Annotated in this window: 18 protein-coding genes; 6 read left to right on the forward strand and 12 right to left on the reverse strand. The window is 45.8% G+C overall.

Annotation, left to right across the window (positions count from 1 at the left end; genetic code table 11):
* The 3 genes from ACN6MV_RS26565 to ACN6MV_RS26575 all read right to left on the reverse strand — a co-directional run bounded on the left by ACN6MV_RS26565 (position 1) and on the right by ACN6MV_RS26575 (position 1,953).
* Entirely contained in the window at positions 1-666 is a 666-nt protein-coding gene (locus ACN6MV_RS26565; RefSeq protein ID WP_042130931.1) for an alpha/beta hydrolase, read from the reverse strand.
* 150 nt (positions 667-816) lie between these two features.
* The gene (locus tag ACN6MV_RS26570) at positions 817-1,398 is read right to left on the reverse strand and encodes a hypothetical protein (protein WP_042130932.1); all 582 of its coding nucleotides are present in this window, start codon (positions 1,396-1,398) and stop codon (positions 817-819) included.
* Positions 1,399-1,416: 18 nt separating this feature from the next.
* On the reverse strand, positions 1,417-1,953 hold the full coding sequence (locus ACN6MV_RS26575; protein ID WP_375103960.1) for a hypothetical protein: 537 nt from the start codon (positions 1,951-1,953) through the stop codon (positions 1,417-1,419).
* 289 nt (positions 1,954-2,242) lie between these two features.
* On the opposite strand from ACN6MV_RS26575, the gene ACN6MV_RS26580 reads away from it, so the two are divergent.
* The 5 genes from ACN6MV_RS26580 to ACN6MV_RS26600 all read left to right on the forward strand — a co-directional run bounded on the left by ACN6MV_RS26580 (position 2,243) and on the right by ACN6MV_RS26600 (position 9,870).
* On the forward strand, positions 2,243-2,428 hold the full coding sequence (locus ACN6MV_RS26580; RefSeq protein WP_419885217.1) for a DUF6385 domain-containing protein: 186 nt from the start codon (positions 2,243-2,245) through the stop codon (positions 2,426-2,428).
* A 127-nt stretch (positions 2,429-2,555) separates the two neighbouring features.
* Positions 2,556-4,295, forward strand: a complete 1,740-nt coding sequence (locus ACN6MV_RS26585) for a DUF6385 domain-containing protein (protein ID WP_419885218.1) — start codon at positions 2,556-2,558, stop codon at positions 4,293-4,295.
* Between the two features lie 150 nt (positions 4,296-4,445).
* Complete coding sequence (locus tag ACN6MV_RS26590) at positions 4,446-6,488, forward strand: glycosyltransferase (protein WP_419885219.1); 2,043 nt, start codon at positions 4,446-4,448, stop codon at positions 6,486-6,488.
* Entirely contained in the window at positions 6,485-7,906 is a 1,422-nt protein-coding gene (locus ACN6MV_RS26595; protein WP_042130936.1) for a glycosyltransferase, read from the forward strand. Before ACN6MV_RS26590 ends, ACN6MV_RS26595 begins: the two co-directional genes overlap by 4 nt.
* Positions 7,907-7,920: 14 nt before the next feature.
* Positions 7,921-9,870: a glycosyltransferase gene (locus ACN6MV_RS26600; protein ID WP_419885220.1), complete on the forward strand. Its 1,950-nt coding sequence runs from the start codon at positions 7,921-7,923 to the stop codon at positions 9,868-9,870.
* Positions 9,871-9,890: 20 nt separating this feature from the next.
* Here the strand turns inward: ACN6MV_RS26600 and ACN6MV_RS26605 are convergent, their stop codons facing one another.
* The 8 genes from ACN6MV_RS26605 to ACN6MV_RS26640 all read right to left on the reverse strand — a co-directional run bounded on the left by ACN6MV_RS26605 (position 9,891) and on the right by ACN6MV_RS26640 (position 18,362).
* Positions 9,891-10,625 (reverse strand): glycosyltransferase, encoded by a 735-nt coding sequence (locus ACN6MV_RS26605; RefSeq protein WP_042130937.1) that lies wholly within the window; start codon positions 10,623-10,625, stop codon positions 9,891-9,893.
* Positions 10,622-11,824, reverse strand: a complete 1,203-nt coding sequence (locus ACN6MV_RS26610) for a hypothetical protein (RefSeq protein WP_419885221.1) — start codon at positions 11,822-11,824, stop codon at positions 10,622-10,624. Before ACN6MV_RS26610 ends, ACN6MV_RS26605 begins: the two co-directional genes overlap by 4 nt.
* Positions 11,821-13,275, reverse strand: coding sequence for a glycosyltransferase family 2 protein (locus tag ACN6MV_RS26615; RefSeq protein ID WP_042130939.1), 1,455 nt, complete (start codon positions 13,273-13,275; stop codon positions 11,821-11,823). The genes ACN6MV_RS26610 and ACN6MV_RS26615 overlap by 4 nt, the downstream gene beginning before the upstream one ends.
* A 69-nt stretch (positions 13,276-13,344) precedes the next feature.
* A complete protein-coding gene (gene yunB / locus ACN6MV_RS26620; protein WP_419885222.1) occupies positions 13,345-14,427 on the reverse strand; it encodes a sporulation protein YunB in 1,083 nt (360 codons plus the stop codon).
* Between the two features lie 153 nt (positions 14,428-14,580).
* A complete protein-coding gene (locus ACN6MV_RS26625) occupies positions 14,581-15,192 on the reverse strand; it encodes a TVP38/TMEM64 family protein (RefSeq protein WP_042130941.1) in 612 nt (203 codons plus the stop codon).
* Between the two features lie 255 nt (positions 15,193-15,447).
* Positions 15,448-16,317 carry a glycine betaine ABC transporter substrate-binding protein gene (locus ACN6MV_RS26630; protein WP_042130942.1) on the reverse strand — a complete coding sequence of 290 codons (870 nt, stop codon included), beginning with the start codon at positions 16,315-16,317 and terminating at the stop codon, positions 15,448-15,450.
* Positions 16,318-16,332: 15 nt separating this feature from the next.
* The gene (locus ACN6MV_RS26635) at positions 16,333-17,166 is read right to left on the reverse strand and encodes an ABC transporter permease (RefSeq protein WP_042130943.1); all 834 of its coding nucleotides are present in this window, start codon (positions 17,164-17,166) and stop codon (positions 16,333-16,335) included.
* Positions 17,166-18,362: a quaternary amine ABC transporter ATP-binding protein gene (locus ACN6MV_RS26640; RefSeq protein ID WP_042130944.1), complete on the reverse strand. Its 1,197-nt coding sequence runs from the start codon at positions 18,360-18,362 to the stop codon at positions 17,166-17,168. Before ACN6MV_RS26640 ends, ACN6MV_RS26635 begins: the two co-directional genes overlap by 1 nt.
* Before the next feature lie 259 nt (positions 18,363-18,621).
* Between ACN6MV_RS26640 and ACN6MV_RS26645 the strand changes: the two genes are divergently transcribed.
* Complete coding sequence (locus tag ACN6MV_RS26645; RefSeq protein WP_042130945.1) at positions 18,622-19,182, forward strand: GbsR/MarR family transcriptional regulator; 561 nt, start codon at positions 18,622-18,624, stop codon at positions 19,180-19,182.
* Between the two features lie 60 nt (positions 19,183-19,242).
* On the opposite strand, the gene ACN6MV_RS26650 is transcribed toward ACN6MV_RS26645, so the two are convergent.
* Positions 19,243-24,132 (reverse strand): carbohydrate binding domain-containing protein, encoded by a 4,890-nt coding sequence (locus tag ACN6MV_RS26650; protein ID WP_419885223.1) that lies wholly within the window; start codon positions 24,130-24,132, stop codon positions 19,243-19,245.
* Positions 24,133-24,255 lie beyond the last annotated feature (123 nt).

Consider the following 24,255-nt stretch of genomic DNA (forward strand, 5'->3'; position numbering starts at 1 on the left):
TCAGCTTCCCACACTTTGTATAAAATGTAGTACTTCGTTCATGATCCGGTCCTTATCTTCACAATGACAAACCATATGACCACTGTTATCCACCATCAGTACCTGTTTTTGAGTGGTAGGGATTGTATGCTGCAAATAGTCTGCGCTTCTAGTCTTCACCAGATGATCTCGTTTTCCCTGCACAATTAGAGTTGGAGTCTCAATATGCGGATAGATTGAAAAACTCTCTCGGACCAGTCGTTGAAACTCTCTCGTCGCCTTTGGGGGCGTTGAAGTGAATTTATTAATATACGTTTTTAGCATGGAAAAGCTCGCAAGCGTCTTAAGGATCTCCACGGGATTGAGCGGAAATACGGGAGTGGACAATAAAGTAAGAGATTTGATCCAGGGTTTATACCGTACAGAAAGATGAGAAGCAATAAGCGCACCGGTTGAAAATCCGATCAGATGAACGCCCTCATCCGTCTTTAGCAGCTCTGTCAATTCATCTTCAGCACTCTGCTGCCAATCATGTCGATCTGAATGCAGAAGATCATTCCTGCTCCCTCCATGCCCTTTCAGGGTAAATGTTCTGGAACGGTAATTATGCTGCTCCATAAACTGGGACAAGGGAGAGATTTCATGCTCACCTCCGGTAAAGCCATGAATAAATAAACAACTTTCCATAATTGTCCCTCTTTTCACATTCCAATCTGAATTACAGTTTTATTGTATAATGCCAATCCCCTTAATTTTCTATACATTCCATATATTTATGTAAAACCTTAACCTAGTGATGTCAAGGTTCAGCTCTGTCAAAGGCTCAAAGCAAGAACTCTATTGTTCCCACCAAAGAAGACCCAGTACTGAGGTAATCGTTAAACCTACAGCGGAGCTGGATGAGGTTACGTTAGCACAAATAGCAGTCCCCGGTGGAACAATGATGCTGCCCGTAAAGTTCTGTGTAAACGCCCCCGGTGCCAATTGATAATTGAAAAGCGTCGTCCCCCCGCTAATAGCTGCCGTGGAAGACTGAACGGTCATCGCACTCGTGGCTACGCTGCCCAAATTATTATTCGTTGGCGTCAAGGTTGTAGGGGAAGTTACCGTCCCACCTTTTACAATTGTAAAGCTTCCCGACATTGCCGATAGCAGAGAAGAACCGCCGATACTGCCGCTTATACGTGAGATATAAACAGTTTTCCCACTGCCGACAGCATTACTAATCCGAATAGAGGTGATTGCAGAAATAAGACTAAGCACGACCAAGCTTGAAGCGGAGGCGTTGGTAGAATACAAGACGGCAGCCTGCGAAGCGCTTATTTCAGGCGGTGCGCTAATGTCTGGAGATTGGAAGGTATTCACCATATCTACAAAAAGAGGTTGATCGTTGTCATTAAATACAAATTGATTAGGCATAATTATCCCCTCCTGTTTCTAATATTCCCACCAGCTGATAGATGTCGTCGCTGCTGAAGACCCCGATGCAATCGTTATGGAAGTAGTGATGGAATTTCCGGGAGGAACAACAATTTGTCCTGTAAAATCAATAATGACCGGACCGACCGCGAGCAATAGAGATACTAGCGTGGCCGGACTTCCAGTAGGCGCAGCAGCTGAGGTTCTAGCAGTCATAACACTAGTTAACGCACTGCCAAAATTATAATTAATCGGCGTGACGGTAGTTCCGGTGACCGTAGCGTTCCGAAGTAGTGATAAAGTAACAGCCGCCGTCGCTGAGCTAGCAGTAACACGTGATACATACAATGTGCGTCCGCTTCCTCCCGGATTACTAATCTGAATAACTAACGGCGCAGCCGTTGTTACCGTAGAAGTAAATGGGATTCCAAACAATAACCCTGCTTTAGCTGCTCCCCCCTCAGGAGCTGAATCTATACCAGGTGCGACATACGTGTTGACTTGTTCTGTAAAAAGCGGCTGGCTGCTCTGATTGAATACTGAGTCGTTCGGCATGAGATATCCTCCCCGTACTTAAGCTTACTCTCATTTTATGCCGCTCTCTGTAACAGGTTGTGGGAATGTGCGTTTTTTTGCTTTTCCAGCCCAATCACCCCCTATTTCCCACCATATATTAATATCACACCATTCGAATGGCTAAGGATTGTCCCTATCGGTTTGCGGCTTATTAGGCTGCGTTTTTTAGGCTCAAGGTTCAAACGACGGTTTGGGCCTTTTTATGGATAGAGTTCCAGGATACCCATTGGAGGTGAAATGAAGTCCATAACAGCCCGGAGCTTAAAAAGTGCAGCAAAATAAAATAGAAAAAGACGGAACTAAAACGATGATCTCTTATGCAGTTAAGAATCAGGGAGATCACCCTGCTAGTGTCGGTCTGAAGAACCGCCCGAATCGTTTTGATTGTTTTATAGATTTAGCAGAGACTGCGGCTTCAAAAAAAATGAGAGTGCTAGTGCTGAACCGATTCTAAAAGTAATAACTCGAATCTCCGCCTCCACGCTACATTCAAAGGGTATTGGCAAGCAATATTGTGTGTATACGTCCAAGCCCAGTCTTTAGGTATAACTTAATCATTTACAAGGAAGGGACGAGGAACTTTGCCTAACTATAGCTCTTTTCAAGCGAATCCTGATAATCTACGAACGCTTATATTCGGACGGGATGCTTCGCTGATTGATCATCCGCTCACTACAGATCCAAGCGGAAATCTAACAACGATTATCTTAGATGGTACGATTTCCAGCGTGCTTGGCGCTACGATCACCGCGGGTACTTTGTCCTCCGCAGGTACAGTTACCAACATCCTTAACGGGACTATTACTAGCGTGCTTGGGGCCACAATCACTGCGGGTACTTTGTCCTCCGCAGGTACAGTTACTAACATCCTTAACGGGACTATTACTAGCGTGCTTGGGGCTACGATCACTGCGGGTACTTTGTCCTCCGCAGGTACAATTACTAACATCCTTGAGGGCACTATTACTAACGTGCTTGGCGCTACAATCACTGCGGGTACAATCACTAGTGTGCTTGGGGCGACCATAACAGCAGGTACGTTATCATCCGCAGGTACAGTTACAAACATCTTAAACGGCACTATCACCAGCGTGCTCGGCGCTACGATTACTGCGGGTACTTTATCCTCCGCAGGTACAATTACTAACATCCTTGAGGGCACTATTACTAACGTGCTTGGGGCGACCATAACGGCAGGTACGTTATCCTCCGCAGGTACAGTTACCAACATCCTCAACGGTACCATCACCAGTGTGCTTGGTGCTACAATCACTGCGGGTACTTTGTCCTCCGCAGGTACAATTACTAACATTCTCGAAGGCACCATCACCAGTGTACTTGGTGCTACAATTACTGCGGGTACTTTATCCTCCGCAGGTACAATTACTAACATTCTCGAAGGCACCATCACCAGTGTACTTGGTGCTACAATTACTGCGGGTACTTTATCCTCCGCAGGTACAATTACTAACATTCTCGAAGGCACCATCACCAGTGTACTCGGCGCTACAATCACTGCGGGTACAATCACCAGTGTGCTTGGTGCTACAATCACTGCGGGTACTTTGTCCTCCGCAGGTACAGTTACCAACATCCTTAACGGGACTATTACTAGCGTGCTCGGCGCTACGATCACTGCGGGTACTTTGTCCTCCGCAGGTACAGTTACCAACATCCTTAACGGGACTATTACTAGCGTGCTCGGCGCTACGATCACTGCGGGTACTTTATCCTCCGCAGGTACAGTTACCAACATCCTTAACGGTACCATCACCAGTGTGCTTGGTGCTACAATCACTGCGGGTACTTTGTCCTCCGCAGGTACAGTTACCAACATCCTTAACGGGACTATTACTAGCGTGCTCGGCGCTACGATCACTGCGGGTACTTTGTCCTCCGCAGGTACAGTTACCAACATCCTCAACGGTACCATCACCAGCGTGCTTGGCGCTACGATTACTGCCGGTACACTAAGTAGTGTCACCTCTATTTCACAACGCAGCTTTATTGAACAGTCGACTACAGGCATTACGACTGCTAATACCTATACGCCTTTGCCAGCTGTTACTACGAGTGTGCTAGGAACGTATTCCTTCTTCATCAATAATACTGGGGCAAATCCAGTCAACACACGTGTAGAAATCAGTGCGGATGGAACAAATTATTTCGTCGATACAACGGGAGATAATCCTTTAGCAGCAGGTTCTGTCGATGTCATAGTACCAGCCAGATTCCTGAAATATACCCGCCTATCCTACCAATCAGCGAATTCAGGCTCTGCATCCACGATCAATGTAAGTTTCAATGCTCAGGGCACGTAATCCAGATGACCATCATATGTTGTAACAAGAAAAAGTACATGGATATCCATGTACTTTTTCTTTGACTATAAGGACGCCGAAAATCGTTTATATTACAGCAGATCTACATATGTGCAACAAACACATAATGCCTTCCAAGGAGGAACAACCGTGAATAATATTACGCTTGGCGTCCACCTCATCGTAAAAGATGAAGCTGATCTCCTGCCCCACTGTCTCGCAAGCGTAGCTGGTGTTGACGAAATTGTGATGATCGATACGGGTTCTACCGACGAATCCATAGCTATAGCCGAAGCACACGGGGCTAGAGTCTTCCAACGCGATTGGACAGATGATTTTGCTGCAGCTCGTAATGAAGGGCTCGTTCATGCCTCAACGAATTGGATTCTAGTCCTAGATGCCGATGAGTGCCTGCGAAACCCACTTACAGAACTTCGCAGCCTCCTGCAGAACACACAAGCTCAGGCTTTTACAGTAAACATTGATAGTTGGGTAGGCGTACTACCCGAAGATAAGGTAAAGCACAGTGCTGTTCGCTTATTCCGAAATGGACAGGGTTATCGTTATAGTGGAAGAATTCATGAGGGCATTGATACTTCAATCCTAAGCAAACATAACCTCTCAGCGATTGAACACAGTCAGCTTGAAATTATTCATTTTGGATATTTGCCTGAAATCATGGCACGAAAAGATAAAATCAACCGAAATAGGCACCTGCTGCAATTAGCTTTATCCGAATATCCAGCAGACCCATTCCACTCCTACAATTTGTCAGTAAACTACTGCCAGGACGGTCAACTTCAGGAAGCGGAGACCTTGCTTCGTCAAACGCTCCAGCATGTAGAACTTGAAGCCTTCTATCGACCTACGATGATTAGAGATCTCTGTAAAATTTATCATGCTCAAGGAAAAACAAATGCGATTGATCCCTTACTCATGGTGGAACTGGAGCGTTATGACGACTATCCTGATCTGCATTTTTTGTTAGGTCAATCTTTGGAGCGCCAGGGACTTTTGGAGCGTGCGCTATTAGCCTATCAACGTGCAGAGTCCATTCCTGAACATGAGGGACTTAGCGAAAAATATGTATGTGAGCAAGGAATGAGCACCTTTCGTCCGCTATACCATATGGGTTTAATTTCACAGCGGCTTGGACTTCAGGAAGATGCTGCGAGGTTTTTTCATCGTGCACTTCAACACCATGCTTTATATACGCCCGCCTTGCAGGGGATAGCTGCTGCTTTTCAACACCTAGCTGTACCCGATGAGGAAATAGCCACATTACTGATCCAACTCGTCCCGCCAACAACTCCAACCAGTAGATCCGCGATCATCGACAGTTTATATCAGATAAATGCTTATGAGACTATTAGCACCTTATCCCGAGATGTTTTTCCATTGGAATTGGATACTGCAAAAGGGATCATCTCTTCACTCATCATCACCGGTAAACTGGAAGAAGCATGTACGGCTATAAGACAGATGATCTCACTTGCTTCCCAAGGTAACCATAGTTCAGAGTATCAAAAGCAGTGGTATACCCTTTGGGCCATTTGCCAATGGGAGCAATTTGGGGAATTCAAAAACGACCTGCTCATTCATACATCAGGTGAACTTCGTTCTGGACTGGAATACATTGCACGATGCCAACGACAACAAGAGGCATGTCCAATAGAAATAGAGGTAGATCACTTATATGCCTCACTCCTTTCAGACCTCATCGGGCAATCCGTAAAGCTGCATCAGCTCACACTTAGTCATACTTTAGTAGACCTGTTCCCTGCTTATCGATCTGAATTTGCCACAGCATTATATAAAGAAGGGAATTGGCAGGCCGCAGGAGAGGAATTTATTGTACTTGTTCGTGATAAGACCGCCGATGCAAGCGTGCTTTTTTATATTGGTGAGATGATCTTTGACAAAGGGCATTATTCCGAAGCCAGTGAATGGTTTCAGCAAGCACTGGAACAAGAGCCTGAGCATGAATCCGCAAGGATCGGCTTATCCCTCTGTTACCTTCAGCAAGCGAAGCTGAGTATGGAGGATGCTCTACAAAGCTTAAACGATCCCCCTGTTCATGGCCCGTTGCAGGAAGATATCAGAGCTATTCGTAAATCCATTTCCTTGCTGAATCGTACACCTTGGCACACAAAGTGGAGCTTCCGTCAGTGCGAAGGGAGGTCATCCTTATGAACCGTTCAAGAAAAAAGCCGTTAATTTCCTTATGTATGATCGTTAAGAACGAAGGAGACCACTTGAGTCAATGTTTAAAAAGCGTACGCGGAGTCGTTGATGAGATCATTGTAGTCGATACCGGATCCACCGACTCTACCGTTCAAATTGCTCTTAGCTTCGGTGCTAACGTCATACACCACCCTTGGAGCGGCGACTTTGCCGCTGCCCGCAACGCAGGTCTTCAGCAGGCCCATGGACAATGGATTCTCGTTCTAGACGGAGATGAGGAACTGAGTGAGGAGAGCAAAGGAGAACTGCTGCTTTGCGCTGAGCATATGGAGTACGAAGCGTTTTTTCTACGCATTCATAATCATAAAGGGCTAACCGCCGCTTCACAGACGATCACCGTCAACCCGATTATTCGGATGTTCCGTAATCGCCCTAAGTACCGTTTTAGCGGGATCATCCACGAACAGATTGCTGAGGCCATCATAACAGCTACCCCCCAGGCACCGATGCATTTGACCACCATAATCATCCATCATTATGGTTACGCAGAAGGGGTAGTGGTCAAAAAGGATAAAATCAAACGAAATGTCGAGCTGCTACAAGAACAGCTAAGGCTAAATCCTAAGGATCCTTTTCACCATTTTAATATGGCCGTGGAGTATATGCGTCTTGGAGAGTATCAACCTGCTCTAAAACATATCCAACAAGCACTAGAAGAGGCACCGCCTGATACAAGTTACATCCACCTGCTGCACAAATATGAAATTCGCTCGCTTGCAGAATTAAAAGATTACCCTGGGGCACTTGCAGCCTGTGATCGTGGAATTAACGCACATCCAGATTATCCAGACTTAGCTCATATCAAAGGGGCTCTACTCTTACAATTAGGTGCCTTTGCAGAAGCCAAAGTAGCGTTGCTACAAGCGCTGGTCATCGGAGCTGCTCCTCCCGGCTACCATACTGAGGCTGGATTCGGTTCATATTTAACCTATTATATGCTGGGTCAATTATGTGAAGAGATGGGTGATGAGACCGAAGCCATTGCTTGTTACACCAAAACCGCACAGCTTCATCCCGAACCGACTCCCGTCATTGCACGGCTGCTGAGAGCCATGAAGTGTGCAGGTCGCGACAGTGAGATCTATGGTTGGTTCCACGCTCATCTAACAGATTACACACTGACTAAGAACAGGATTCTCCTAGAATTGTTACAGAGTGAGGGATGTAACGAAGCAGCCGCACAGCTGATAAATACCATGGAGCAACCCATAGCTAAAGAAGCGGCCTTTACTCAAGCTTCTCAACAGGGACGTTCACAGATTTTGTCAGCGGATCGTCTGCTTGCTTCACTGTCCTCTTCAGCTATCTACTCTCCAGCGGTCAAAAGAGTACGCCTCGCTCTTCCGTTTCCCAAAGTTTCAGAATAGGAGGGATGTTTCCCATGACCACCCCCGATATTACACTTTGTATGATCGTTAAGAATGAGGCGAACTATCTGGAGAAATGCCTGTCCTCTGTGCAAGGGATCGTGTCCGAAATTATCATCGTGGATACCGGGTCTGAGGATAATAGCAAAGACATCGCGCTTAAGTTTGGTGCAAAGCTTATCGATATGCCTTGGGAGAATGATTTTTCGAAAGCACGAAATCTAAGTCTGAAGCATGCAACTTCCCCCTGGATTCTGGTACTTGATGCAGATGAGGCTGTAGGTCATTGGAACAAGGAGCAGCTCCAGCACCTGCTGGGCGCAGCGCATATTCACGGTTATTGGCTGCCCATTATCCACTATATCGGTGATGCCCCTGAAGCGGATTTTGTTACCGATCATGTCTGTCGCTTGTTCAGAAACGATAAAAGAATCATCTTTCGTGGAATCATTCATGAGGAAACAGCTAGCAGCATTTGGGAGCTTTCTGAGGGGGAGATAGCTTTTGCTGAATTGCATATTTATCACTATGGTTATTTAGAGGATGAATTACAGCGCAAAAAAAAATACCAGCGTAATTTAGCTCTCATCAACAGTGGTCTGCAGCTTCAACCGAACCATCTAATTCTTCGTTATGCACTAGGGGCAGAGTATTATCAACAGGAACAATATCATGCAGCGGCAGATGTACTTCTCCCATTGCTTGCTGATGTTCCGACCCAATCCGGGTATGCCTCCGATATTTATCTAAAGACTGCCTATGCGTTACAACGATGTAACAGGCAGCAGGAATCTGAAGAGATCTTTCATGCGGGGAGCTTATTGTTTCCCGGCTTCACTGATTTATTAGAAGGCTATGCCGCTTTGTTACTCGAACAAAATCAGCTCGGTAAAGCTAGACACTTCCTGCAGCAAGCCCTGAAGAGCGGAGATACAGCATATCGATATCCTTCTTCTTCGGGAAGCGGAACATATCGAACAGAACTACTGGCAGGCAGAGTGTGCGAGAAGTTATTTCTATATTTAAACGCGCGGAAACACTACGAGGCCGCTATACAATTCAAACCAAATTATACGGATGCGTGGAAACAGCTTGTCCCGCTAAGTCTGCTCTCTGGAGAGCGGTTAAGTTTGATCGCATTGACCCGCTGTCATATTCATGCCCTATCACCGATTACCTTAGGTTACCTTGTGCCTGCAGCGCTCAATGCTCGTGACTTTGAATGGTTGAACACGCTCTCTATTGCTTCACAGCTACCGCTTGCCGTTCAAACCATTGTGCAAACTTACCTTGTATGTACACAACAGCAAGACGGCTATCACACACTCGCACCGCTGGAACAGCTGCTTCACGATCCATCTGTCCTATCCGAACGTTCATCTATACTCGGTTATCTCTGGGCCTTGTCTTGCCGTGCTGGAGATACTGAATCAGCCATGCAGTGGCTTGTCTCCATATTGCCATACAGACCGGAGATGTTATCGATTCATCATTTTTTAACAGGTCTTTCTGGCATTAAGCCCTCTCTTCCTGAACTGAGCTATGCTATACAATTGCTGCTTCAGGTCGGCGCTTGGGATAGTGTATTAACGCTTTATCGACAATCAGGCAGTTCTTCCTTTCAATGGTGCAAGCTGCCGCAGCCCCTATACTATGGATTGCTTGAAGCTCCTATCCCCGTAAAGAAACAGTGGTGCTCCATCTACGTTAGTCAAAACCCTCAATATAATACCTCGACGGACTGCGCCGAATGGCTATTATACATGGCAATAGCTTGCTCCTGTGGGGAAACGCCAAAGATCGCCCTATTAGATGAAATGGCTTTGCGCAAGATCGGGGGAACTACCGCTGCAGTGGGTCTCTCCTACTACAAGCTCATACTCGCGGCAAAAGCTTATCCCCATGGAATAACTACAGGTCAAATCCCATGGGGGCTCCTTGTCAGATCTGCCAGTCAGATTTAATCAACTGGCAGATTCGGATTTCAGAGCTCTTCCTTCCATTCAACCAAATGGGGCTGCTCATCTAGAATGGACTGGTATTGCTCCAGACTCCCCCAACGCCCTTCTGGATCAAGCTCCAGATAACGCGAATATTTACGATGAAGCTCTTCCGGCGAAACAGCCCACCCATAATGCTTCACACGTAATTCGGCAAGAAAGCCCGGCAATACAGAGTAGGAAAGCGGGAGCCTAGGCACATGATGATCCATTTTAGGGAAAAAGTAATGAAAATTCGGCAAATATCGGACAAGTGTACGAGTATGCTTCGTATGGATATTCCAATGTTCATCTTCACGATAATGGGTGGTGCCCCCCCAGAAATCAAATAGCCGGAAAGATACCCAGTCATACACATCCTGATCAATCAGCCGTCTCATCTCCCGTTTGGCTGCCTCTTCATAGAATTCATCAGCGTCCACAGACAGGAGCCAATCCGGATTCGTAGATACTGCTAAATTCCATAACGTCTGCCTTAACTGCCACTCACGATTAAATAAGGAGGTCTCCAGTGTCACAAGCTTCGTAACCTTGGCAAAAGAACGACAAAGCTGTGCTGTATTATCTGTACTTCCATCATCTACAATCACAATATCATCCACGAACTCGCTTAGTTCTTCAAGCACCTGCTCCAGATATCTGCCTGCTTCATTTCGAACCTGCATCATAGCCGTCAAGCGGTTACCTGCTGTTTTGCGGAGAGGCCATCTATGACTCATCCCTCCACTCTCCTTTTCAATCGTCTTATAGCCTCTTCTAGATCCGCCATCTCTGATAACAGCGGCCATGCCTGATTGTCTTTCCCTGCCGCATTCAAGAAGCTGCGTATAGCCTCATGTCTTCTGCCATGTAGCAAGTGTATTGTGCCATCTATAACCCCATCAACACTTCCCTCTAATTCTTGCTGAAGCTCTAGTGCTTTTTCCCATTGGAAGGTCCGAATATAATTTCGAATCAATAACAGCTTTGCCTCTGAGGTAGGAAGCGAGCTTAAAATCCGTATTGCCGCAGCCTCATCCTCATTCAAGCGGAACAGCTCTGCTCGAACAAGTTCGTACTGCCCAGAGTGAAGCCAGCCCAGCAGCCTTTCCGCCTCCAGCTTCTCCTCAGCAGTAAACGCAGTAATCGTGTACTGTTGAACGGCTGTTTCCAAATCCCCCGTCTTACCCTCTATAGCCGAAAAAAAACGGAAATGCGAATGAAGACAATCTAAATATTCATATAACACCATGAGCTCAAAGGACTGCGCCAGATAACGGTTAGCTGCGGCATCCCCCAACAAGTAGAGATAGGAAGCTGCCAAGTAATGTACAACAGGTTGACTGGGTAACTTAGCACACATGGAAATGTAATAGTCCGCCCGCAACTCAAGCTGCATAGTAATCCAATCAGCAGATGACATAGATGAATCCTGCCACAAGTTCACTATGGCCTTCCTCCACAGCACCTCATAATCCGTGAGAAAATACAGCCGATCTCCCTGAAAGGTAACTCCGTAGGATTCCTGTTGATCCCCGCCGAGATAGATTACACCTTCCCTGCGTAGGCTCTGCTCTAGATATATTCGCTCGGATCGGGTGGCTGCAAGGTCGGCCTTTGCGCCTAGCAAACCGCTGTATTTTTCCCATAACCACTTATTTTCTTCTTCCGGACAACGTTCTAGAAGGGCCACTACATAGGCTGCCTGCAAGGAGAGAACCTCTGAAAGCCAATAAGGAGAAGAGACAAGAATCGTGTAATGCTTCATGTTCAGAGAATAAATATTTACAGCTGCAACTGCCCGGATCTGGCTATTAGTCTGCTGCTCAAGAGTCATCCGTCCAACAAAGCAGACCTCTTCCCGGTCGGGAAGAAGCTCTAGCAATCTTTTATATTCGTAATCCTCCCAAGAACCTCCGCTTAGAATTAGATATTTCATGGGTGTGCCTCCTTGGAATCGGACAAATCCCCAATATAGCCTGTTACCAGAGAGGCATTAGGGTGAAGCAGCAATTGACGGGAAGTAAACTTCCTATTGCTAATCATCCCTGGCACAATCCCTCCTTTGTAAGCAACACGTTCAAGTGGTAGAGTGAGCGCCGAATCTCCCCCTGCAAGCAAATGAACCCCAGCTTCCTCCATTTCAGTCGATAAACTTACGATCAGATCAGCGGAGCCTTGGGTTATGGCCTTCACCACCCGCTCAATATAACGTTTCTCATAATGGATAGAAGTGGACAAATACAGAATGATCTCACTCTCATATAATGCAGCTGCGTTCTTTAATGCCCGTAGCCATGCGTCCTCACCGCGAACTGTAATCACTACATCATGTTCACTAGCCGGAAACTCAGGAGCAGCGTCCACCAAAGTGTCTCTGATCCAAATCCAGCGAATATGCTTGTAGCTCTGCTGCTCCCGTGCAGCTATCCATTGCTCCTTCAGCTCATCAAAATCCCAAGCTTCATCACCATACACTATGGCCGTTACCAAAGGAGAAGCTAAGGGTAGCCTGCCCAATGGTATAACCGGCTGAGGAATTTTTAAGGATTCAGCAGGCGGTACTAAATGTCCTTCGTTCTCTCCCCCGCTTTCAAGTGCCCATTTCTTGTAGTATGTCTGCCAGCCATCCGTCTGTTTAGATTCGTCCTTATTTCTCAGGTATCTATCCAGTGACTGAATAGCATGAACATACACAGCTTCACTCAGAGCCAGTTTCGCTCCAATCTGCCGCGCTCTAAGACACCAGTCAGCTATCATGAGATGCCGCGCTTGAAGCGAAGTGTCAAAGCCGCCAATTCGCTGAATCAATTCCTTAGTGAATAGAAGACAAGATCCGGTTAGCACTTCCATCTCGCGCCATTCTCCTTGATACCGCCCAAGACTGTAGCTTACATGCTCGGCAAATTCATGATGAGTACCAAAGTGAAGCCGTTTCTTCCCTTCCCCCCTCTCGGTAGAAGAACGCGGAGCAATGACTCTAACAGAAGCATCATCAAAGTGAGTCCACAGTAACTCACTTAACCAGCCCGGAGATACCATTATCGAATCTTCAACCAGAACAGCAAAATCGGTCTCGATATGGGCCAGAGCTAGGTTAGGCATATACTCCTCCTTCTCATAGGGTAGGAAGATCACTGGCTCCTCCGGTGAGAACTGTCCTGCTAATACCTCCATGGGGAAATCGGGGGTCATTGAAACAGCAATAATACGCACATCGGCTCCTGAATGAAGCAGCAGCAAGGGCAAACAGACCGTGGCACATTCCATACGGCTAAGCTCAACTACAATAGAAATCCCGTCATGACTAGGCAAGGGGAGAAGTCCGGCACGTTCTAGGAAACCATATCTCCCCGCCAAGCGTTCCACATTCAGCGATTCATGTGACATCAGGACTCACACTCCATTTATTTAAAGCTACTCTACCTATAGTCTATGAGCCGTGAAGCACGATATCCCTTAATTTCCTGCGTTTACACCTTTGTCGCCTTCTTCTGTATGAGTTCCACCCGTATTCGAGGAATTGGATGAAGCTGGCGATGGATTGCTATTCTCTTTACTATTCCCAGTGGCATCCGTGCTCTGATCTGATACTCCATTTTTATCTCCGCTTACAGAGGGTGCGGGAATAGCAATTCCCGGGGCACTGCTGCCATTAGCTCCGACTGGCTGACCCTGATTATCGTAGTAATACATTGGCACGTCTCCGACGACCATCAGATAAGACACAGGAATTTCCGTATCCACCACTTGGGGTTCCATATCAAAAGGAATAACCACCGCGACCTCCGTAACAATATGGATATAGACCTCGACTAAAATCATATTGATTCCGGCATTTTGCTGGCGAGTGCTGAGTTCAACCTTCACAGCACCTTGCGGTTCAATCTTGATCGGGATATCAGGTCCATAAGAGGCGATGAGAGGACTACCTAGTGCCTGACCGAGCGGAATATATTCTGTCTGATTATGCAAATCCTGCAACGTGGTCTGGATTACCTCTGCCGCTTGCGAAGTAATACGCATATGCTCCGCATAGTTCAGCATAAAGCCTGATATTTTCCCGTTCTTATCGGTCTTCCAATCAATCAGTTCCTCCGCATTTCCTCCATTCGCTACTTGTGAAGTAATCGCCTTATTTATCGACTCTGTTGCGATTTGCTTCACACGAATTTGCGCTAAATGCAAGATAGGTGGCTTCATGTGCAGTTCCACGTATCGCAGTGCTTGTAGTACAAGCACAATCAATACCAAGGATGCAATCAACCAAAATTTGCGCCGGCTTCTTGGCTTACGCGTGTTTCCACCAGAAACGGTCATCTTTCTCTCTGACCTACTGGACGATCTCATATGACTTCTACTTCGTTTAGCTTCAAAGCGTGAACTCTGTGGTCTTGCCGCTGCCCTACTAGGTTTTGACTTGAACGCGGAGCTTCTTCCAGAGAACCTCGGCGCCCCGCCCCCATTTATTTTTGGCAGCCGAAGCTGACCTAGATCAGGTAATCTTAGCCCTCGGTTCCCCCATTTTCTTAATCTCCCCATTGCGATAGTCCCTCCCACCTTACGTAGAGGTCAAGCCACCTCCACTTAGTTTAAGGTATTCGGAAAGAAGACAAAAAAGAAGAACGTTCCCTCCGGCGGACAATGCCAAAGAAACGTTCTTCGTTCATTTGAAGATAAATTGAACATATAAAATTAGTGCATTCTACTCCGCTTATCTTCCTGCAGATGATCCCAGTGCCGCCGTACAAAGATACCGATTAGAACAGCGATAAACACGGCATACCAAGTAAGATAACCGTTCCATTCTTCCCTAGGGACAATTAAGCTTGATCCAATCGTACCGAATAGCCAAATGTAAGACAGATTTCCAAGCACTGTTCCCCAAATAAAAGATGATGCTTTAATCGGTGAAACAGCCGACATAAAATTGATCACATTGTTCGGAATAATGGGAATCGTACGTAGAAGCACCAAAGTCCAGATTCCATAACGATCCAAGTACCGTTGCCATTTGTCATAACGTTTCAGCTTAGATCTCCATTTTCGATCAAACCAATTGTACAGGTAACGCCGAATAAGGAAGTACATCAGTATACCACCTAAGTTACAAGCCAGCCAACTGATTAACATGCCTCCAACAACGTTAAAGACAGACACATGGAGGACAATCAAAATTACGAATGGAAAGAATCCTAATATACTCTGCAAAAGCGCCAACGGAACCGTCACAAATAAAATAGAGGGTCCACTAAGGCCAAGTGTTTGCAACAGCCAATCTATCCAGGTATTTATGGTCTCTGTCATGAAGCAGTCTCCTCTCTTGACTCCTTGCAGCAGCTGCCTCCTGATTTACTTCGCTAAAGCATAAGTGTAAGCATTAAAATATAAGAAAAATATATATATTACTTTCCTTATATTCTCAAGAAAAACACCCCTTCCGGGGTGTTTTATTGAATGAGTTTGCTTATGAAGTGCATTTGTAAAGAACAGTGGTTAGCGTACAAGTTACACTTTTGTAATCCATTGATTCTTCACATCATACCACAGAATTCTATCTACTTACAATTCCACACCTTGAATCCATGCATTCACTTTATCTGGGTTGTTCTCCACCCAAGTCTTAGCAGCTTCCTCTGGTGACTTTCCGCCTTGTACCTCAACCATTACTTTTGCCATATCTTCAGCAGTCCACTCGAATTGATCCAAGAACTTATAGACATTCGGCATGTCATCTTTCAGACCTTGGCGAACCATCGTATGAATTTGCTCATCCGCACCATATACGCCTTTTGGATCTTCCAGATATTTCAGATCCATATTGGCGAACATCCAGTGTGGTGTCCAACCCGTTACAACAATAGGCTCGTTATTGTCATAGGCTTTTTGTAGCTCCTGAGCCATCGCTGCAGATGAACTTTCTAGGAGCGTGTAATCACTAAGACCATATTCCGCTATGGCCTTTTCAGTTGTCGTCATAATACCCGCACCCGGCTCAATCCCAATAATTCGATTGTTCAGTTTACCTGCCAGCTCACTGTTCTTCAAGTCTTCAATAGAATTGATATCCATGTACGCCGGAACAGCCAAACCCACTTTAGTGCCGTTCAAATTAGCACCTAAATCTTCGATTTTCGAACCATACTTCTCTAAATATGCTGCATGTGTGCTTGGTAGCCAAGCAGCAACCATCGCATCCGCACTACCGTCAGCAACCCCTGCCCACATTGGGCCAGCATCCACCTGCAGCATTTCAACAGTAGCTCCAAGCTTAGTTTCAAGTACTTCTTTCACTACATAAGTACTTGCGATTTCTGAATCCCATGCCACATAAGCCAGTTTTACCTTCTCTTTACTAGTGGATGAACATCCAGCAATAACAGTGATCATCATGACCACTAACAGGAATATACCTATATTTTTTTTCTTCATATTTATTCAAAACCCCTATCTCTGTTTTGGTTTTAGTGCGTTTTGCGTTAAGCGGTCGAGTAGAATAGCTATAATAACGATAGCAATCCCCGCCTCGAACCCATCTCCTGTCTTAGCCTGCGATACCGCACGGTATACATAAGCACCTACACCTTGCGCACCAATCATAGATGAGATGACAACCATCGAGAGTGACAACATAATCGTCTGATTGACACCTGCCATAATCGTTGGCAGCGCGATCGGCAGCTGCAATTTAACCAGTTTCTGAGTAGGTGTTGAACCGAAAGCATCCGCTGCTTCTACTAGCTCCTCTGAAACCTGACGAATACCGAGATTGGTTAAACGAATTGTCGGTGGGATCGCAAAGATGATCGATGCAATTACACCTGGAACTACGCCAAGCGAGAAAAACGATACCGCTGGTAATAAATACACAAACGCCGGCATCGTCTGCATAAAGTCCAAAATTGGCGTAACTGTGTTTCTAACTGCATTCCGCTGCGCACATAAAATACCAATCGGTACGCCAATCAACACAGCCAATATCGAGGCGGTTAGAACAAGGGCTAAAGACTGCATCGATGGTCCCCATAATCCGAGATTATCGATTAAGAGCAGTCCAATTACCGCAAATAAAGCCATGCGCCATTTCCCAATCCAATAAGACAACGCTGCAATAAGTACGATAAGCACTAATGCAGGCAGGAACGTGAGCGCACCTTCAATCGCAGAAACCATCCCGCCAATAATCGTAGCGATAAAATCGAACAAGGGACCGCAATACGTCGTTAGCCAGTTTTCCAACCACTCGAGTGCCTTTCCTAAAGGCAGTTTTGGAATGTCCATTATGATCCTTCTCCTTCCGGTACCGCGTTACCCGCGAGTGCGGAAAGAACGGCTCCCTTAATCACAATGCCTTTTAATCTATCCGCTTCATCTACGACGGCTACAGGCAAATGTGTTTCAGATATTAGCTCAAAGAAATCATTAAGCAGCGTTTCTGGATGTACACGAGGAATCTCCCGCCGCGTAACCTCTAAGATGGACTTATTATCTTTTAGTGCCTGTGCCGCATCCTCAGCTGTAATAACTCCCAGGAGCTTATTTTCTTTGTCTACCACATACAGGCTGAATATGCCGCTGTCTCGCATCAATTGAAGTGCTACACGAGGTCCGCGCTCAGGTCTAACCGTTTCCGGTTGCCGCATCACATGCGCTGCAGTCAACACCTTGGACAAGTCCACATCCTCCACGAAACGCTCTACATATTTATTGGCAGGTTGGATGAGAATCTCTTCCGGTGTACCAATCTGAACGATAACTCCGTCCTTCATCAGTGCAATCCGATCACCAATCCGCAAAGCTTCGTCTAGATCATGAGTGATGAATACAATCGTCTTCTTCACTCTGGACTGCAATTCCAACAGCTCCTGCTGCATGTCTTTTCGAATAAGCGGATCCAGTGCACTAAATGCTTCATCCATGAGCAGGATATCAGGGTCATTAGCCAGTCCTCTAGCTAGTCCCACACGTTGCTGCATTCCTCCGCTAAGTTGATCCGGGCGATGATTCTCCCAGCCCTTCAGACCAACTAAATGCAATGCCTCCATGGCCCGTTCAGTTCTCTTCTTTTTATCTACGCCCTGAACCTCAAGTCCGTATTCCGCATTCTCCAGTACCGTCCGATGTGGAAACAATGCGAACTTCTGAAACACCATGCCGATGTTCTTGCGCCGAAATTGACGCAGCTCCTCCGGGTTCATTTTAACGACGTCTTTTCCTTTAAAAAGAACTTGTCCCCCTGTAGGCTCAATCAAACGGTTCAACAAACGAACCAACGTTGACTTACCGCTGCCGGACAACCCCATAATTACGAATATTTCTCCTTCTTCAATGCTGAATTCGGCTTTGTTGACTCCGACCGTCAACTTCAATTCCTGAGCGATCTTTTCCTTCGACCACCCTTGCTCTAATAATGGAATCGCCCGTCCCGCATCATGACCGAATACTTTGGTTAGCTTTTTCACCTCTATAATAGCCATGCTGTCCTCCTTCTCCCGAAGATATATCCGGGTTTAGTTCACTTATAGTAGTGTACCGGACTATTGAAAATTCATGCAAACACCATATTCGGATAAAATTTAGTGTACAGTTTTAACTTTACGTACTTTACGTATAGCATACTCTGTTTTACACCAAATTCCTTTCTTCATGATTTCTTTACTTATGGAGGGGGATTTGATTACAATACATTGTATAAGGTTGCAGCAGTCTATCGACCTATTCCTCAGGAGGGACATCATGAACGATTTAGAAGGGTTAACACCCGAACAAATAGAGAAGATTAGTAAGACACGTGAACGTGTGATAGACTCTATCGGTAAAAATATGGACCTATACGGCATAACTTTATCTATTGGGCATTTATACGGTTATATGTATTTTAATCAAGGTCCAGTGACACTAGATGAACTAAGCAAAACAATGGGAATGAGTAAGACGTCCATGAGTACGGGAGTCCGTACCCTCCTAGATCTGAAAATGATCGACAAAGTTTGGGGGAGAGGGACTCGCAAAGACCTGTTTACCACTGTGCCTGACTGGCATCAGAACTTCAGTGATTACTTCTCTATTAAATGGAGAAAAGCCGTTGAAGGAAATATGATCTCACTAGCGAAATCACTTGCAGAAATTAGCGATATGAAAAAAGAATATAGTGACGATAGTAAACTTATGCAGCTCTTAAATACAGATGAAGAGAAGATTACCGAATCCATTAATTACTACCGCTGGTTGCTAAAATTAATTGAATCCTTTGAGAATGGTAAGATCTTCGAATTTATCCCTAAAGAAGAATCTTAATTCCATGCAAAAAAACGACAGTGCTCCTGTAAAAAGGAAAACACTGCCGTTTTTTTTCGTTTAACCTTCGATTAAGCTTACATCATCCAAATAAATCGTGCTGCCCGCACTAATTTCACTATTCGTCTCCGAACTGTTCCCGTCAATAAGCCCAAGTAAAAATACCAGATGAGCCCCTGCGTCTGTCGAACCGTTCATGGTAAATGTATAGCTGAATTCTTTCATGTTCTGAGTCAGAGCTATAAGCTCCGCTTCCATATATTTAGTGTAGTCCCCGCCTTTATGCTCCACAGCTACCTGAATATTGCGGTTTACACTAGAACGGGCCTTAAACTTCAAGGTGTACGTCTTTCCCTGAACAAGCTTCAGATTTTCGTAATCCACTTGTGCGCTATAGGCAGCTTGCCCTGTGCCTGTCAGGTCTATTGCAAATTCCCCTTCTTTTACAGTAGCAGATCCAGTTCCATCAAAATACTGGCTCCACCCTTTGGAATCCACACCAAAGTTTCCATTGTCCAGCTTGCCGCTTGGCGGCGTCACCGGCGGACCACCTTGTACCTCCCGTACCACTATATCGTCAAAAGAAATCGTGTGGGGCGTAGTGTTAGCCGCAGGATCAGCGCCCAGCGTTTTGCCGATCAGATAATTCAGCTGCAACGGATTGCTGTTCGATACCGTGAATTGTGCTGTATAAGTGGCCCAATCGGCAGTAATATCAAACTTAGCCTGAACGGAAGCTGCAGAAGTTTTGGAGTATTCTAGGATGATCTGCCGCGGAACCGTTGATTTCGCCTTAAAGCTCACCTCATACGTTTTTCCTCCTTCCAGTGGGATACCCTCTTGGTAAAATTGTGTATGCCACGCCTCCCATCCTGCCGACGTAATCAAGATTTCTGCCACGCCATCCTTCACATCAAAAGCAGAAACACCACCTTCTCCAGACCATGTAGACCAACCCGTCTTCCCACTGCCGAACGAGCCATTTATGACTAGATTGTTATCGTTAGCAAGTATTGTCTGAAGCACAAATCCATTTGCGTAATGGTCAGCTTCTACAGTGATTGGATAGCTGCCCTCGTCTGGAAATACTGCTGCATCGATGGTGATTTTCCCAGGCTCGATGGTGTATTGTTCAGGTTCAAGAGTTACACCATTAACCTTCACTGCAACAATTTTCTTTCTCCAATCCTCATGGTCTATGAAGGTTAGCTCAATCGGCTGCGACACTCTATTATTCGTACTGTCGCTACTTAATTCCTGAGGTTTGGCAGGTGCATTCTTAATTTCAAATTTCACATTATCGATGATAATATCATGGCTTTGGGCAATACTAACACCCTCCACTTTACCAAGCAGAAATTTTAGAGACAGGGTGTCCTTGCTGCCTTGACGGAATTCGAATCTGTAATGATTCGTTGCTGCTGTAAGATCTACAATTTTTGAAAACGAAGCCTGATAAGACGCATTCTCAACATTCACTTGGATTTTCCGGGCTACAGTTGAGCTGGCGTCAAACTCTAGCACATAATCTATTCCACTGGCAGCTTTCAAATTATTTTGAAATAACATCACGGAGTATGGCTGACTACCCGTATTCGTAATGTTAAATTTCGCTGTACCCTCTGCCGCGGTAGCATTGCTCTGTCCACCCTGTTCTGTCAATAGCCGGTCCCAGGCATTAAATCCGGCGTTGAAATCCCCATTCACCAGCGGGTAGTAGACAAGCGATGGATCATAATAAAAGCTCGTGCGCAGCAATTTGAAGTTATCCAAGATGACTGTATCCGCAGCACCATTCAGAAGTAATACGAATTGTCCCTCATGGTCTGTTGTACCTGCAAGATTAGTGAAGACAGCTTTAATTTCTTGTTCACCTTGATCTAAGCTAACCGATTGCTGCGCATGTACGCTGCCGTCTTTTCCAAGTAGCTGAACTGTGGCTGTACGAGCGGAGGATACACCAGCATTAAAAGTAAGTTCATAATCTTGACCTTGTATGAGCTGGATTCCCTTCTGAAGCAATCGAACTTCACCACTTTCACTACCGCCAATCTGTAGTTTCAGCTTGCCTTTGTCATTTACATTAGCATTAGCCGTTGCACCATTGACTGTTTCTACGTGCCAATAGCTCATCCGATTTACCTCTCCAAGATCAAAAGTACCATTGTACAGATGATTACCGCTACCGAGCGGTGTCTTCACACCATCATGATCAAAAGGAATACTATCTACTTCTTCCAGACGAACATTCCCTAACCAAACGGGTGAAGCGTTAGTACCCATGTTGAACTCTATTCGTGCTGCAATATCAGAGTTTTCCTTCATCTGAAACATTGTTTCGTAATGAGTCATTTCAGAAGTCAGCTCTGCCTTAAGCGCTGGAGAATAAGCGGCAAAGCCACGTGATTCTCCCCCCGTTAATTTAACGCTAATATTACGTGATACGTCAGTTTTCGCATCAAAGCTGAGCTTATAGAATCTGCCTTTAGCAACGGATACGATTGCTTGAGGTTGTACGGAGTAGGCATTTCCTCCAGCATTATTGATATTTACCTTTACGAAGTTTTGTCCCCCTATCGGTACCGTGGAGACTGTAGCATCAGCACCAGGTTCTTTAAACAAAACCCAGTGTGAAGTATTCGGTATGCCCATCCCATCATCTCCTGGAACCTGCTCCGTGAAGTTGTTGTTATAGACAAGGTTGCCGTCAGGAAGTGCTAGCTTTGAGCCTTCCAAGTAAGGTTCCTTGTCCAGTGTTATTGGCACCGGCTCACGATACTCACGGCCTGTCAGTTCATAGACTCTGACATAATCAACCTGCATTGATTTTGGAAACACGGTTTCTGATGTTGGATCACCATCAAAGTTGCCGCCAACAGCCAGATTTAACAGCAGGTGGAACTCCTGATTGAACGGTGCTGGATAAGCATTATTCGCAGGCTGGCCATTGCTGATGCTGTACCAGTCATTTTTGGTCAAGAACAGCTCACCATCTACATACCAGCGAATTTCTCCCGGTTCCCACTCAATGGAGTACGTATGGAATTGTTCTATCGTGGAGCCTTCCGGGAATACATACTCTTTACCAGAGTACACATTGTTAGGCCATTCGCCGCCGTAATGAATAGTGCCTGCTACCGTATTAGGACGGCTGCCCCAACCCTCCATAATATCAAGCTCTCCAGAGGAAGCCCAAGTCCCGTATTCGTAGTTCTCCGGCAGCATCCAAATCGCCGGCCAGTATCCTTTTCCGGTAGGTGCTTTTGCCCGAATCTCAAATTTACCATATTTCTTGCTGAACAAGCCTTTCGTTTTAAGTCGCGAAGAAGTGTACTCCTTGCCACTTACTGCTTCTTTACGTGCGGTAATCACTAGATTACCATCCTGTACCTTTGCGTTCTTCTCATCACTTGTATACCATTGCTTCTCGTTGTTGCCCCAACCTGGATTGTTAAATTGTGAGCCGTCTCCAAGGTCATAGGTCCATTTCGTAGGATCAATGGTCCCTTCATTGAATTCATCTCCCCAAACCAGCGTCCATGGATCGTTATTTGGTGCTGGACCTCCATTACCAGAACTGCTTGAAGTTGCTACTGGCAGCGTCGTTTTACCAGTGTTTCCTTTTTTCACTGGCGAACCGCCAATCGTTACTCCATCGGCCTTGTTATCTATTGAGGTTACGCTTCCGCTGCCTTGAATCGCAGTGCCTCCAGCACTCGCAGTCAGGATTAAAGCGGCCACCTGTGCATTGTTCTCCAGAGTCAATTGCGTTGAACTGCCCACCGTAAGACTGGCAACAGTTCCTGAGATTCTTAGCAAAGAACCGCTGACTGCTGAGTCTCCCGAGCGAACCGTGGCAAATCCCCCGCGAAGTACGATATTGTGAGGGACAGCGTTTATTACAAGATCTCCAAAGCCTGCCCCCGTAAGATCGCTGCTCTCTTCCAAGATAGCTCCGGATTGCAGCTGCACAGTACCCACAGTTGTTGACCCGCTGGCATAAATTCGCACCTTGTCATTAGGCTTGGCTACTTGGAGCGGTCCAAGAGAAGTATTGTGTAAACCAATACTCTGCTCGCCGCCACCTCGTACAAACGTAGCTCCTGTTACCTTTACACCTTCAAGCTTCGCATTCCCTTCGGCAATCCCCTCCGTTAAATAAAGATTGCCTTGGATGACAGTATCTTTAAGAACCACATCGGCATGATTAATGATTACATTGCCCTTTACTGTTCCAAGCGAAGTCTCTCCAGATTTTAAGATGAGTCCCGAAACCATTCGATCAGCAAGCTGAGCAAGCTCTGCACGTGTAATTCCGCCCTCAGGCTTAAACAAACCTCCAGGATAACCTTTAATAAAGCCAGCACTAGATAGCGCTGCTATCGCTTTCGCAGTTTCATCACTGACTCCGTTCAAATCAGTGAATGCTGCTGTGCTACTTTTGTCCGTATTGAAACGAAACACTTTCTCCAAGGATAGTGCCGCCTCAGCACGCGAAAGCGCATGTGAAGGATAAATATTGTTATTCTTATCACTGCTTAAATATCCAGCTGTAATCCCTTTGGCAATATCACTCTTATACCAGTCTGTAGCCAGCACATCCGCTGGAAGCTTATCCGATTGCTCCTGATAATTAAATATACGATTCATAATAGCCGCGAACTCTGCCTTTGTGACTTCCTTACCCGGTCGAAACGACCCATCGTCATATCCACTTATAATCCCATTTGCGCTCCAACGCTGTAATGGACCTGCAGCCCAATGGCTTGGAGATACATCCGTAAACGCTTTCAACACATCGATTGCTGTACTTCCCACTTTCGTTGCCGCTGAATCAGGTGAGTTTGCCCTTAATGCCTCTGCCGCTGAAGCAGTCATGCTCCCAACCGGTGATAGCAGCCCGGTGACAAGGAGCATAGCAGCTAATGCTGCCGTGAAATTCCTCTTCATCCTAAACATCACTCCTCGAATTTCGTAATATTCGTAATTCAAGCGAAGAATCGAAATCGGTTTCGACAATGTTATTGTTGCTTAGATTTCCATATTTGTAAAGATATAATTTGAATTTTTTTA

The sequence above is a fragment of the Paenibacillus sp. B-A-8 genome (assembly GCF_048572915.1).
Lineage (GTDB): Bacteria > Bacillota > Bacilli > Paenibacillales > Paenibacillaceae > Paenibacillus_AQ.